General features: G+C 68.1%; 9 protein-coding genes and 1 tRNA gene. 3 read left to right on the top strand and 7 right to left on the bottom strand.

Annotated features, from left to right (window positions below; all coding sequences use genetic code 11):
* The first annotated feature begins 56 nt into the window (after positions 1–56).
* Positions 57–1,049 carry a class 1b ribonucleoside-diphosphate reductase subunit beta gene (nrdF, locus tag G1C96_RS09565; RefSeq protein WP_169276370.1) on the top strand — a complete coding sequence of 331 codons (993 nt, stop codon included), beginning with the start codon at positions 57–59 and terminating at the stop codon, positions 1,047–1,049.
* A 798-nt stretch (positions 1,050–1,847) separates the two neighbouring features.
* On the opposite strand, the gene G1C96_RS09570 is transcribed toward nrdF, so the two are convergent.
* The 6 genes from G1C96_RS09570 to G1C96_RS09595 form a co-directional block, all read right to left on the bottom strand.
* Positions 1,848–4,190, bottom strand: a complete 2,343-nt coding sequence (locus G1C96_RS09570; RefSeq protein ID WP_169276371.1) for a DUF2207 domain-containing protein — start codon at positions 4,188–4,190, stop codon at positions 1,848–1,850.
* A gap of 59 nt (positions 4,191–4,249) precedes the next feature.
* Positions 4,250–4,810, bottom strand: a complete 561-nt coding sequence (locus tag G1C96_RS09575) for a LemA family protein (protein WP_205832128.1) — start codon at positions 4,808–4,810, stop codon at positions 4,250–4,252.
* Between the two features lie 489 nt (positions 4,811–5,299).
* Entirely contained in the window at positions 5,300–8,008 is a 2,709-nt protein-coding gene (locus G1C96_RS09580; protein WP_169276372.1) for a polyribonucleotide nucleotidyltransferase, read from the bottom strand.
* A gap of 243 nt (positions 8,009–8,251) precedes the next feature.
* On the bottom strand, positions 8,252–8,521 hold the full coding sequence (gene rpsO, locus G1C96_RS09585; protein ID WP_169276373.1) for a 30S ribosomal protein S15: 270 nt from the start codon (positions 8,519–8,521) through the stop codon (positions 8,252–8,254).
* A gap of 183 nt (positions 8,522–8,704) precedes the next feature.
* A complete protein-coding gene (locus G1C96_RS09590; RefSeq protein WP_169276374.1) occupies positions 8,705–9,430 on the bottom strand; it encodes a hypothetical protein in 726 nt (241 codons plus the stop codon).
* Positions 9,431–9,521: 91 nt separating this feature from the next.
* Positions 9,522–9,592, bottom strand: a tRNA-Gly gene (locus G1C96_RS09595).
* A gap of 169 nt (positions 9,593–9,761) precedes the next feature.
* Here G1C96_RS09595 and G1C96_RS09600 point away from each other — a divergent pair.
* Complete coding sequence (locus G1C96_RS09600) at positions 9,762–10,988, top strand: MalY/PatB family protein (RefSeq protein ID WP_240945201.1); 1,227 nt, start codon at positions 9,762–9,764, stop codon at positions 10,986–10,988.
* A gap of 2 nt (positions 10,989–10,990) precedes the next feature.
* On the opposite strand, the gene G1C96_RS09605 is transcribed toward G1C96_RS09600, so the two are convergent.
* A complete protein-coding gene (locus G1C96_RS09605) occupies positions 10,991–11,524 on the bottom strand; it encodes a holo-ACP synthase (RefSeq protein WP_169276375.1) in 534 nt (177 codons plus the stop codon).
* Between the two features lie 308 nt (positions 11,525–11,832).
* Here G1C96_RS09605 and G1C96_RS09610 point away from each other — a divergent pair, with 308 nt between their 5' ends.
* Complete coding sequence (locus G1C96_RS09610) at positions 11,833–13,803, top strand: glycoside hydrolase family protein (protein WP_169276376.1); 1,971 nt, start codon at positions 11,833–11,835, stop codon at positions 13,801–13,803.
* The last annotated feature ends 39 nt before the right edge of the window (positions 13,804–13,842 follow it).

Below are 13,842 nucleotides of genomic sequence, written 5' to 3' on the forward strand. Positions count from 1 at the left end.
CCTATGTCCGATCCGGGAGCGGCCCAGCATCCCGCCGCTCAAGAAAGGACCCCACATTGGCACCCATCTCCATCCCCCGCAAGCCCCTGAAGCTCATCGACCGCGTGTCCGCGATCAACTGGAATCGTCTTGAGGACGAGAAGGACCTTGAGGTCTGGGATCGTCTGACCGGCAATTTCTGGCTGCCGGAGAAGGTGCCGGTGTCGAACGACATCCCCAGCTGGCAGAAGATGAGCGAGGACGAGCATGTGCTCACGATGCACGTGTTCACCGGCCTCACCCTGCTGGACACGATCCAGGGCACGGTGGGCGCCGTGTCGCTGATCCCGGATGCGCTGACCCCGCACGAGGAGGCCGTGTACACGAACATCGCGTTCATGGAGTCGGTGCACGCCAAGAGCTATTCGTCGATCTTCTCGACGCTGTGCTCCACGAAGGAGATCGACGCGGCGTTCGAGTGGAGCGAGAACAACGAGTTCCTGCAGAAGAAGGCGCAGATCGTGCTCGACTACTACGAGGGCGACAATCCGTACAAGCGCAAGGTGGCGTCCACGCTGCTCGAATCGTTCCTGTTCTACTCCGGCTTCTACCTGCCGATGTACTTCTCCGCGCACGCGAAGCTGACGAACACGGCCGACGTGATCCGTCTGATCATCCGCGACGAGGCCGTGCACGGCTACTACATCGGCTACAAGTACCAGAAGGGCATCGAGCGGCTCACGGACGCGGAGCGCGAGGAGCTGCGCGAGTACACGTACGATCTGCTCAACGAGCTGTACGACAACGAGGTGGATTACACCGAGTCGCTGTATGAGCGCGTGGGTCTTACGGACGACGTGGAGAAGTTCCTGCGCTACAACGGCAACAAGGCGCTGATGAACCTGGGCTATCCGGCGCTGTTCCCGGCTGAGGCGTGCGACGTGAATCCGGCGATCCTGGCGTCGCTGTCGCCGAACGCGGACGAGAACCACGACTTCTTCTCCGGCTCCGGCTCGTCCTATGTGATGGGCAAGGCCGAGGAGACCGACGACGAGGACTGGGACTTCTGACCGAGGTTGTCTCGCCCGGGAATGACGGGCGAGGCAACCCTACCTTGTCATCCCCGGCAGAGCCGTCATTTCCTCGTCATCCTGAGCGGAGGCAAACTGTCCTTTTCTTGTCATCCTGAGCGGAGGCGAAGCCGGAGTCGAAGGATCTCCCCAACATCTCACGATGGGTCAAGGATCCTTCGACTCCGTCCTACGGACTTCGCTCAGGATGACGGGAGGAGAGACGCACTCCGCTCAGGATGACAGGAAAGAAAGCCTCCGCGCAACGAGAAGGGAGACACACTCCGCCCGGGGCGACGGAAAGAAAACCTCCGCGCAGGATGACGGGAGGGACGCGCGTCACCAGCCGCCGAAAGAGTCCGCCACTAGCCCGAGCGAGGCCGTCCCTCCGTCGTCCCGACCGACCAAGGCCGCCCTACCTTTGTTATCCCCGAACGGGGCGGCCCTACCTTGTCATCCTCGGCGAAACCGTTCCTTTCTCGTCATCCCCGGCAGAGCCGTCCTTTCCTCGTCATCCTGAGCGGAGGCGAAGCCGGAGTCGAAGGATCTCCCCGCCATCTCACGATGAGTCAAGGATCCTTCGACTCCGTCCTACGGACTCCGCTCAGGATGACGAGAAAGAAAACCTCCGCTCAGGATGAAGGGAAGAGAGACGCACTCCGGTCAGGATGACGAGAAAGAAAACCTCCGCGCAACGAGAAGGGGGACGCACTCCGCCCGGGGCGACGGAAAGAAAACCTCCGCTCAGGATGACGGGAAGGGGTCACTCTCCGGTCAGGGTGACGGGAGGGACACTCGTCACCGGCCGCCGAAGGAGCCGCCGCCGGAGCCACCGGACGAGCCGCCGAAGCCGCCGCCGGAGAACGATCCTGACGAGCCGCCGAAGTCGAACGAACCGAACGAACCGCCCGATCCACTCGAATCCGACGAACTGGACGGCGCCGCGGCGCGGATCGTGGCGTCGATATCCGCGAATCCGGCGCTGATCTGGCTGCCGAACGTGCCGAAATCGAGCCCGGCGAACGCCGATGCGCCCGCATCCATGCCGGTCATCGCCCCGGCCGCGCCGGATCCCGCGGCCGATCCCGTCATCGCGCCCCGCTGCCAGCCGGCCGTACGGTAGTTCCAGTACAGCAGCGAACCGGACGCATGATCGTCGAGCCATGCGGGGTCAGCGATCTGCGGATACGCCTTGGCGAGCGCCGCGACGACCTTCCGCGAGATGCCGAACGCCGTCGCATACACGAGATAGCGGTCCCACAGCGCCAGATCCATCGCGCCGCGGTCCGTGAAATCGCTGAAGTCGACGAGATAGCGGTACAGGCCCTGCACCTGACCGGCATAGTCCGTGCCCGACGCGGAGCGGACGAACTCGGTCCTGCCGCGGAACGCACAGGCGAACGCGCCCAGCAGCACGACCGGCAGGCTGACGACCAGATCGAGCGCCAGATTGCCCATCGCCGTGAACGTCACCGCCGATACCGCGCCCACGATCGTCGTCAGCACGCCAAGAAGCAGCGCGTCGCCTCCGATCGCGCGCGTCGCATGCAGTGAGCGGTATTCCGCGGCGAAGGCGGCGTCGATGCGCTGCATCGTCTCGTATCCTTCAGACCATCCCCGGCACGTCCGCTCCATCTGGCGCATGTCGAACACGCGTGAACCGGTGCAGCGGGAGACCTCCTTCAGCAGGTCCAGCACCGCTCCCTCGCTTCCGCTGAGGTTCAGGGACAGCTCTCCCGCAACGTCGAACGCGACGGGCAGCAGCACGATGGTGCTGGTGGAGAGCGTCCGGCCGCGTCGCCGACCCTTGAGCAGAGAGGACGCGCCATCGTCGATCATGCGCGACGCGACGCGCGGATCGGCCCGGCTCAGGTCGACGTCCCGATACAGCGCCGCCTCGCCGGGATAGATGGCGATCGCGCGTTTCGACGCCAGCGAGAGCACCGTCGCCGCCATGGCGCGCGAATCGTTCGATTGGTCGTCGGTCAGCCGCAGTGCGTCGGCCATCCGCGCGGCGCAGGCGGGGCTCATGTCCGGCGGATCGCGCCAGTATTCGATGTCGCTGCGGAACAGCGAGCGACGCCAGCTGATCGCCGATCGGATCAGCGCCGCCACGGCCAGCGACGCGCCGACCAGCGCGAACGCCGCCCAGACCGCCAGCCTGATGCGGGCCTGTGTGCGCTGCGAGTCCCGCCATGCGGCCTCCTGCCGGGACTCGTCGTCCTTCAGCGTCTGCAGCCGTTCCCCGACGCCGCGCCGGATCCATGCGCCGCCCTGCGCATCGGACGGCGCATGCACGGCGTCGGCGTCGAAGGCCGCCACCACGTCGAGATGCCGCCCGGCGCGCACGTCCCACGCCGTGAACTCGAGTTCGCCGTTCGCGCCGCGCTGCGTGCGGGACGTGCCCGCGTAGTGCAGCCACCCCCAGGAGTCGCTCGCCGTGATGCCGTCCGGGAAACGCAGCGTGCCGGTCATCGTGCCGATGGGTACCTGATTCGTCGGCCCGACCGGCTCCCATTGCAGGGACGCCACGTCGTCGTACAGCGTCACGGCGCCGTGGAACGTCATCGTCACGTCGAACCGCAGATTGTCCGCCTCCGATATCGCGGGGATGTTCCAGCCGATCTCCACGGTCCTGGATGAGGCCGGCCCGTCCGCCGAAAGCCCGTCGCGGCCGGGTTCGTACGGTTTGGGGCTTGCGTCGCCGTCCGTCACGTCGGCGATGTACCACTGGTACCGGTAGTCGCTGTTCCAGTCGGATATGTCGACGGTGCCGGGATCGGTGAACGTGCCCTGCGCATACGTCCTGTCGTAGGTGACGTCGTACACCGAGATGTCGGTGATGTCGGTCAGATTGTCGCTCCTGAGCTGGTAGCGCTGGTACAGCTGCTTCCACAGCTTTCCGTCACGCTTCCCGAGGTTCATGCTGAGGTGCTGCGTGACCGTGAGCCGTCCGTCCGGCTGCACGGCCGCATCGTAGTCCAGCGTCTCGTACGTCATGTCCGCGCCGCCGACGAGACCTCCCCTGACCGCGTACGTCGGCAGCACCGTCGCCGCGAGCACCGCCAGCGCGACGATGACGGCGACGATCGCGGCGCGCGCCGCGTGTCTCACGAATCCGGCATGCTTCGCATGCGTCATGCGTTCCCCCTCCCCTTACGGATGCCCGTGGATGCCGGTCGCCATCGCGCGACGGACGCTCAGAACCTCACCTGCGGCGCCTCGCGCGACGTCTCGTCCGCCTGGAAGTACTGCGCCTGCTCGAAGCGGAACAGGTTCGCGACGATGTTGGTGGGCACGGTCTCGGTCTTCGTGTTGTACTTGAGCACCACGTCGTTGTAAAACTGGCGCGCGTACGCGATCTTGGACTCGAGGGTCTTGAGCTGGTTCTGCAGGTCCATGAAGTTCTGGTTGGCCATGAGCTGCGGGTAGGCCTCCGCGGTGGCCTGCAGATTGAGCAGCGCGCGGCTGAGCTGGTTCTCCGCCTGCATGCGCTGCGCCACGTCGCCGCCCTGTGCGGCCTGCACCGCGCCGGCGCGCGCGGCGGTCACCTGCGTGAGCGTGCCGTTCTCGTGTCCGGCGTAGCCCTTGACCGTTTCGACGAGATTGGGAATGAGATCGGCGCGCTGCTTGAGCTGCACGTCGATCTGTGCCCAGCCGTTCCTCACGCGGTTGCGCAGCGTGACGAGCCCGTTGTACGCGGAGACGCCCCACAGCACCACGACGGCGAGGATGACGAGAACGATGATGAGTGCGACCATGATGCCCCTTTGCTGTACGGCCCCGTTGCAGGGCGCTACGCACCATTGTGCCACCGCGGCAGGTGCCGCGCCATCGCCGCGGCCGCCGCTCAGGGTCGCCTTGCCGCGTCATCCCCGACAGAGCCGTCCTTCCCTCGTCATCCCCGGCAGAGCCGTCCTTCCCTCGTCATCCCCGGCAGAGCCGTCCTTCCCTCGTCATCCTGAGCGGAGGCGAAGCCGGAGTCGAAGGATCTCCCAACATCTCACGATGGGTCAAGGATCCTTCGACTCCGTCCTACGGACTTCGCTCAGGATGACAGGAAGGGGCCACTCTCCGGTCAGGATGACGGGGGGCATCATCCGCCCAGGATGACGGGGAAGGGACCACGTCCACGGTGCCGGGATGCGCAATGCGGCCTGAAACGAGACGAGGGCATGGACCCATAGGTCCATGCCCTCGCATCATTCAGTGAGCGGCCTCACGGCCGCGAAGGATCCGCGAGAGGACGATCAGTCCTCGAACGGATCGAAGTCGCGACGCACGCGGCGGCGCGGACGCTCGGAACGCTCCTCGCGCTCCTCGCGGTACTCGTCGTAGTGGTCGTCGGTGGCGTAGCGCGGGTTGCGGTCGGAACGGCCGCCACGGCGGGAGCCACGGTCGGAACGGTCGCGGTCGTAGCCGCGGTCGTCACGGTCATCGCGGTCGGAACGACGGCGGCGCGGACGATCATCGTCGCGATCGTCACGGTCATCGCGATCGTCGTAGTCGCGGTCGGAACGGCGACGGCGCGGACGGTCGTCGAAGTCGTCGTCGAAGTCGTCGGAACGACGGCGGCGCGGACGGTCGTCGTAGTCGCGGTCGTCACGGTCGGAACGACGGTCGTCACGTCCGCCGCGGCCACGGCCGCCACGGTCGTCACGATCGGAACGACGGTCACCGCGACCGCCACGACGGTCGTCGCGATCGCCGCGGCCACGGCCGCCACGGTCACCGCCGCGGCCGGCGCCGGACTCCTGGTCCTCGAAGCCGGGGATGGCCAAGGAGATCTTGCCGCGATCGTCGACGCCCTGCACGACCACCTCGACGGTGTCGCCCTCCTTGAGCACGTCCTCCACGGCGTCGATGCGCTCGCCGTTGGCGAGGTTGCGGATCTGCGAGATGTGCAGCAGGCCGTCGGTGCCCGGGGTGAGGTTCACGAACGCGCCGAACGACGTGGTCTTGACGACCTTGCCGTTGTAGGTCTCGCCGGCCTCCGGCACGTGCGGGTTGGCGATGGAGTCGATGATCTGCTTCGCCTTCTCGGCGGCCTCGCCGCCCTCGGAGGAGATGTAGACGGTGCCGTCGTCCTCGATCGCGATCTCGGCGCCGGTGTCCTCCTGAATCTGGTTGATCATCTTGCCCTTCGGGCCGATGATCTCGCCGATCTTGTCCACCGGAACGGTGGTGGTGATGATGCGCGGCGCGTACTCGCTCATCTCGGCCGGGCCGTCGATGCACTCGTTGATGACTTCGAGGATCGTGGCGCGGGCCTCCTTGGCCTGCTGCAGGGCGGCGGCCAGAATGTCGGCGGGGATGCCGTCGAGCTTGGTGTCGAGCTGCAGGGCGGTGATGAACTCGGACGTGCCGGCCACCTTGAAGTCCATGTCGCCGAAGGCATCCTCGGCGCCCAGGATGTCGGTGAGCGTCTTGTAGACGTGCTGGCCGTCCACGTCGCCGGACACGAGGCCCATGGCGATGCCCGCGACCGGGGCCTTCAGCGGCACGCCGGCGGCGAGCAGGGACAGCGTGGAGGCGCACACGGAGCCCATGGAGGTGGAGCCGTTGGAGCCGATGGCCTCGGAGACCTGACGGATGGCGTACGGGAACTCCTCGCGGCTGGGCAGCACCGGCACGAGGGCCTTCTCCGCCAGGGCGCCGTGGCCGATCTCGCGGCGCTTCGGGGAGCCGACGCGGCCGGTCTCGCCGGTGGAGTACGGCGGCATCTCGTAGTTGTGCATGTAGCGCTTGGACTGCGGGCCGGACAGCGCGTCGATCTGCTGCTCCATCTTGAGCATGTTCAGCGTGGTGACGCCCAGCACCTGGGTCTCGCCGCGCTGGAACAGGGCGGAGCCGTGCACGCGCGGCACGATGTCCACCTCGGCGGACAGGGTGCGGATGTCGCGCAGGCCGCGGCCGTCGATGCGGTAGTCCTCGGTGAGGATGCGGCGGCGCACGATCTGGCGCTGCAGCTCCTTGAACGCGTTGCCGAGCTCCTTCTCCTTCTCGGCGTCGTCCATGTCCGTGAACTCGTTCGCGAGCACCTCGCGCACGTGCTCCTTGATCTCGTGGATGCGGTCCTGGCGCGGCAGCTTCTCCGCGATGGACAGCGCCTCGTCCAGATCGGCGTGGGCGATCTCGTCGATGCGGTTGTACAGGTCCTCGGTGTACTCCGGGAAGAGCTGGAACTCCTTGGTCTCCTTGGCGGCCTTGGCCTTGAGCTCGTCCTGCGCCTCGCAGATGACCTTGATGAACGGCTTGGCGGCCTCGAGGCCCTGGGCCACGACGGCCTCGTCCGGCTTGGTCTGGCCCTCGTCGTAGATGAGGTGCCAGGCGTTCTTGCCGGCGCCGGCCTCGATCATGGCGATGGCGACGTCGCCGTTCTCGATGACGCGGCCGGCGACCACGATCTCGAACACGGCGCGCTCGCGCTCGCTCCAGCGCGGGAAGGCGACCCACTGGCCGTCGATGAGCGCCAGACGCACGCCGGAGACCGGGCCCTCGAACGGCAGGCCGGAGATCATGGTGGACGCGGAGGCCGCGTTCAGGGCGATGACGTCGTAGGCGTCCTCGGGGTTGACGGCGAGGATGGTCTCCACGACCTGCACCTCGTTGCGCAGCGTGTGCGGGAATAGCGGGCGCAGCGGGCGGTCGATGATGCGGCAGGCCAGGATGGCCTCGGAGCTCGGGCGGCCCTCGCGGCGGAAGAACGAGCCGGGGATGCGGCCCGCGGCGTACATCTTCTCCTCGACGTCCACGGTCAGCGGGAAGAAGTCGTAGTTCTCCTTCGGGCTGGAGCCGGCGGTGGTGGTGGACAGCACCATCGAGTCGTCGTCCAGGTAGGCGGCGACGGCGCCGTCGGCCTGCTGGGCCAGACGGCCCGTCTCGAAGCGCAGCGTGCGCTTGCCGAACGATCCATTGTCGATGACGGCCTCAACGGCCTTGATTTCGGGACCCTCCATGGGGTTCCTCCTTTTGTTGTTTTTTCCTAATACCTACTTGCGGTGTCCTCTTCAGCGGACGTGCTTCACATGCCCCGTCGCGGCCCCCTGGCCGCGTATTCCTCGTGTCAACTCTTCCGGCGGACCCTCTCAGCCACGACCGCACCGTGCGGCCGCATTCCCGGTCCATCTTCCTCGTTGCCGTTGGACGGCGATATGCAAAACGCCCGAGCACCATCCTAGGCGCCCGGGCGGAAGTATCAACTATCGACGCAGACCCAGCTGCTCGATCAGAGCACGGTAGCGGTTGATGTCGACGCGCTTGAGGTAGTCGAGCAGACGACGACGGTCACCGATCATCAGCTGCATGCCGCGACGGGAGTGGTGATCGTGCTTGTGCTGCTTGAGGTGCTCGGTCAGGTCGGAGATGCGCTTGGACAGCAGCGCCACCTGGACCTCCGGGGAGCCGGTGTCACCCTCGTGGGTAGCGAACTTCGCGATGATCTCCTGCTTCTCAGCATTGGTAAGTGCCACAGTTCCTCCTTATAGTCCTGGGCTGCGCGGTGCACCTGACGGGATTGCCAGGGCGCTCTCTCTCCGCGGGCGAAAACACGCCAAAGAGAAACAATACGACGCCGCGCGGACATCGCAACGTCGCGTCCCCGGACGCGTGTCGCCGCCCCCGAGACGCTCCCGGTGCCGCGCCGGACCGCGACGTCACACCGTCGTCAGCAGACCGCCGAAGAGCACCACCAGCAGCGCGACCAGCTCCACCGCGAAGAACAGCGTGAACGCCGCCCAGCTGCGCGTGAGCACGTTCAGCGGCGAATCCTTGCGGATGAGCACCAGGATCGAGACGAACAGCACCGCGAACACCGCCACGCCCGCGCCCGCCGCGATGATACCGAGGTTGCCGGCGTTGGCGAGCTGCGCGTACCGTCCGTACACCACGTAGGTGACGTACCAGAAGTTGGAGCGCAGCAGGCACAGCCCGGAGATGAACTGCTCGGCCGCGAGCCCCGCCACGAACACGAAGCGCCACACCCACGTGCGGGTCTGCACCACGGACATGCCCAGTCCCACCAGCGCGACCAGCGTGACCGCCCACGAGACCAGCGCGATGCCGCGCGGCTCGAACGCCGTGATGCGGGCCAGCACCTCGCCCGTGTGCCCGATGGCCAGATCGCGCCCCAGCCAGTACGGCAGCACCACGGCCGCCAGCACCAGCGCGAAGAACCCGATCCACGCCAGCGGGCGGAACCGGCGCTTCTCCACGTCCGCCAGGGACAGGTCCGACTGCGGGAGATTGGCCGCGGACTCGAAGAGCTCGTCGGAGCGTTCCACGGATTCGGCCACGGACGCGGACTCGGCGACTGAATTCGCGTCGGAGCCCGCGGATTCGGCGGTGGAATTGGCTTCGGACTCATGCGCGCGGTCGACCATGCTGCCCCTCCCTGCGGCCCGGCACACGGTCCTGACCGCCCGCCGGCTACCAAAAAGGCCGGAAACCATCGATTTCCAGCCTTGATCAGAGAGCGGACGACGGGAATCGAACCCGCGTAATCAGTTTGGAAGACTGAGGCTCTACCATTGAGCTACGTCCGCGCGGGAAGCCTTCGGGCACGGCCCGCGAACTTCCGAAGGAAGATTATTCCATACACCCCGCGACTTCGCAACACGGCCGGGCGCCCGGCCGTACAATCCTTGGTGCAATTCCTCGTCGGACCGGCGATCCCGTCCCGACGCCCATACGCCAAAGGAGGCAGGAGCACGCATGGCGGAGCGCACCTACGATTTCACGTCGATCATCGACAGGCACGGCATGGACGCCATCGCCGTGGACGCGATCGGATCCGGCGGCATGCCGGGGTTCGCGCCGGATGCGCCGAAGCCGGGGTTCGACGCGATCCCCATGTGGGTGGCGGACATGAACTTCCCCACCGCACCGTCCGTCGTCGAGGCGATCACGGAGCGTCTGCGGCATCCGATGTTCGGCTACTTCGAGCCGAGTGCGGCGTACTACGACGCGATCATCGACTGGCACCGCGCACGCAACGGCGTGACCGGGCTCGCCCCGGAGCACATCGGCTACGAGAACGGCGTGCTCGGCGGCGTGGTCAGCGCGCTCAGGGCGTTCGCGCAGCCCGGCGACGCGGTGCTGCTGCACTCCCCCACGTACAACGGCTTCACGAACGCGATCGGATCGAACGGGTTCCGCATCGAGCACAGTCCGCTCGTCAGGGACGGCGAGGGCACGTGGCGCATGGACTTCGAGGACATGGACCGCCGGCTCAAGGCGAACAACATCCACGTGGCGGTGTTCTGCAGCCCGCACAACCCCACGGGCCGCGTGTGGCGGCGCTGGGAGATCGAACGGGCGATGGAGGTGTACCGCGAGAACGACTGCGTGGTGATCTCCGACGAGATCTGGTCCGACCTGATCCTCGCCGGCAACCGGCACATCCCCACCCAGTCGGTGAACGACGACGCACGCCTGCGCACGATCGCGTTCTACGCACCGAGCAAGACCTTCTCGCTGGCGGGGCTCGTGGGCAGCTACCACGTCGTCTACGACCGCTATCTGCGCGACCGGCTCACGTCCGTGAGCGACAAGACGATCTACAACGCGATGAACGTACTGTCCATGCATGCGCTGATCGGCGCCTACAGGCCCGAGGGACGCGCGTGGCTCGACGAGCTGCTCGAGGTGCTCACCGACAACGCCATGCTGGCGGTGGACTTCATCCGCCGGAACTTCGCCGGCGTGGACGTGGCGATGCCGCAGGGCACGTACATGCTGTTCCTCGACTGCACCGCGTGGTGCGCGGCGCACGGCGTCACCATCGACGAGGTGATCAGGCGCGGATGGGACGTGGGCGTGGACTGGGAGGACGGACGTCTGTTCCGGCATCCGTGCGCGATCCGCGTGAATCTGGCGCTGCCGAGGTCGCGCGTCGAGGAGGCGCTGCGACGGATGGCCGAGCACGTGTTCGTCGACTGAGATCAGGCCACGCCGGCCAGATGGGGCAGATCAAGCAGGTCGAGCACGGCGACGGCGGAGGCGATGGGACCGTCGTGCGACAGGGACAGGTGCCAGCGCACCATGGCGGCGTCCGCGGCGACGTCGGCGGCGCCCGCGGCGACGTCGGCGGCGCCCGCGGCGGGCAGGACCCCGGCGGCGCGCAGGCTCGCGGCCAGCCGCTCCTCGACGTCGCCGCGCAGCGCCACGCGGGGCACGCCGCGCGCATCGTCGAGGATCTCGATGCCGGACCACGGGCAGTCGTCGAGCGTGTACGGCGGTGCCACGGGCGCCGCGCCCAGTGCGAGCGCCTCGCACCACGCCTTGACGACGGCCTCCTTGCCGGCCCAGCGCGCGGCCAGATGCACGGCCTCGCCGTCGCGCTTGGCCTGCGCGCGCAGCGCCGACTGTCTCAGCTCGCGCGCGGAGAACAGCGCCCGCATGCGCGAGCCGGGTTCGGTGAGCTGTTCCCCGAACGCCGCCACGTCCGTCACGTCGTGCCCCAGCCCCAGGATCATGTCGCCTCCCTACCGTCCTCCCGGCGTCTCCGGGCGTCTCCGGGCGATCCGCCGAAGCGCCGCCGGGATCATCAGGCCATCATCGGCCCGTCGCATCCCGCGCGCAAGTCGGATGCGCCGCATCGCGCCGCGCACGCCGCACGTCGGCCGTACGCCAGCCGCACGTCAAATCGTTGACGTCGCCGCCGGATCCGGATTTCGTTGCAATGCCGCCCGACACTCCATGACGCGACTTCATTGACGTCAAACGTTTGACTTCCTACCTTGGAAGGGACCGACGCGGCAGACCACGGCCAAAGGAGCCCACCATGACCACCGACCACAGCACCATCGTCATCGACGCCGACGGCTACACCACCCTCGAGGCGTTCGTCGCATACGCCGGAGACGGCGCCGCCCCCGGCGTCCTGCGGCTGATCCCGCAGCCCGCGGCACCGGACGGCGCCGCCCCCGTCGAGGCGCGGCTCGACGCCGCCGAACGCCGCGGACGTCTGACGCTGCCCGTCGACCCGCGCACGAGCTACGTCCTTCGCTGCGAGGATCTGGACCCGGCGTTCGCCTACCTCACCGGCGGCGAGGACCTGATCGAACGCGGCATCCGCGTCGTCACGCCGGACACGCGCGCCGACGGACACCGCCCCACCGCGCACTTCGAGCCGGCGCAGCACTGGATGAACGACCCGAACGGCCTGTGCCGCTTCCAGGGCCGCTACCACATGTTCTACCAGTTCAACCCGTACGGCTGGCAGTGGGACAACATGCACTGGGGCCACGCCGTGAGCCGCGACCTGGTGCACTGGACCGACCTGCCCGTGGCGCTGCTGCCGCAGGACGAGCTCACGCGCGACCCGTCGCTGTCCGGCGGCGCGTACTCCGGCTCCGCGGTGGCCGTGGACGACGGAGGGCGCATCGTGCCCGGCGACGAGGCGAGCGCGATCCGCATCTTCCTGACCCGCCACCGGGAGATCCGCGGCGACCGCGACACCGTGATCGAGACGCAGACCACGGCCGTGAGCCGCGACGGGCTGACCTTCTCCCCCGAGACCACGGTGATCACGCGCCCCACCGACGACATGGGACTGGACTTCCGCGATCCGAAGATCGACGACACGCTGCTCGCCGGCACCGCGTCCGCCGGCGCTCCCACCATCGTGGTGGCCACGAACCTGCCGTCCGCGCAGGCCCCCGCCGCCGGCGCGCCGGGGTCCGCGCCGCGGCCCACGGGCGACTTCTGGCATGGCGAGGAGGCGTTCGACGCCCCGGACGCGCAGAGTGCACAGGATTCGCGCTCCGGAGATCCGACGCGCACGCCCGCGCTGGCCCTGTTCCGCGCCACCTCGGACGATCTGGACGAGGCGTCGTGGCGCTACGTCGGTCCGCTGCTGTGGGAGACCGGGCTGGGCGAGACGAGCACCTACGAATGCCCGGACGCGTTCTCGCTGGACGGCGCGGCCGTGGCGGTCGGCTCGATGATGAAGCTGCACGACGCGACCGGGCGCTTCCAGCCGATCCGCTGGTACGTGGGCGCGGTGGACATGGCCTCCGGCGCGCCGCGTCTGGACGTGCGCGACACCGGCTGGTGCGACTTCGGTTCCGCCTACTACGCCGTGCAGTCGTTCCGCGACCGTCATACGGCGGCGGACGGCGCGCCCGTGGACCGCCGCATCGCGATCGGCTGGCTGTGCGACTGGTTCGGCGTGCGCATCGAACGCGAAACCCACGCCAACGGCGCGATGAGCCTGCCGCGCGAGCTGCACGTGAGGGACGGTCGTCTCGTCTCCCGTCCGGTGGCGGAGGTGTACGACCTGCTGGTGGGCGACGCGCTCGGCACGATCGGCGCAGGCGACGACACCGGCAATGACGTCGCGGTCGCCGCGCCCTGCGGCGCGTACTATGCGGACGTCCGCCCCGCGGCCGGCTCGCGGTTCTCCGCGACGCTGGCGCACGGCCCGCGCACGCGCGCGGACGGCACCACCGTCGAGGCGTCGCTGCGGCTGACCTGCGACGGCGCGGCCGTGCACCTAACGACGACCGGCCTGCCCACCGACGGCTTCGACTTCACGTCCGCGACCGAGCGGATCGAGCGCGTGGAGGTGTTCTACGACCACGGCATCGCCGAGGTGTTCGTCAACGACGGCGAGGACGCGGGCGCGATCCTGTTCGACTGCAACTGCACCGGCGACGGCTCCGGTTCCCCGGACCCCGCCGCGACGTTCGCCGTCGAGGGGCTCGACGGCACCGCCGAGGTGCGCGAGCTGCGGCCCATGCACGCCGCGTGACGGCCGCCTGATGCGACGCGGGATGCCCGCCCCTGTCGC

The sequence above is a fragment of the Bifidobacterium moraviense genome (assembly GCF_012932365.1).
GTDB lineage: Bacteria > Actinomycetota > Actinomycetes > Actinomycetales > Bifidobacteriaceae > Bifidobacterium > Bifidobacterium moraviense.

Bases quoted from the DNA above. Each gene is read 5' to 3' on its own strand.
- G1C96_RS09605 (WP_169276375.1), bottom strand. From the start codon at position 11,524: ATGATCCTGGGGCTGGGGCACGACGTGACGGACGTGGCGGCGTTCGGG.
- G1C96_RS09600 (WP_240945201.1), top strand. From the start codon at position 9,762: ATGGCGGAGCGCACCTACGATTTCACGTCGATCATCGACAGGCACGGC.
- G1C96_RS09610 (WP_169276376.1), top strand. From the start codon at position 11,833: ATGACCACCGACCACAGCACCATCGTCATCGACGCCGACGGCTACACC.
- G1C96_RS09590 (WP_169276374.1), bottom strand. From the start codon at position 9,430: ATGGTCGACCGCGCGCATGAGTCCGAAGCCAATTCCACCGCCGAATCC.
- G1C96_RS09575 (WP_205832128.1), bottom strand. From the start codon at position 4,810: ATGGTCGCACTCATCATCGTTCTCGTCATCCTCGCCGTCGTGGTGCTG.
- G1C96_RS09570 (WP_169276371.1), bottom strand. From the start codon at position 4,190: ATGACGCATGCGAAGCATGCCGGATTCGTGAGACACGCGGCGCGCGCC.
- G1C96_RS09580 (WP_169276372.1), bottom strand. From the start codon at position 8,008: ATGGAGGGTCCCGAAATCAAGGCCGTTGAGGCCGTCATCGACAATGGA.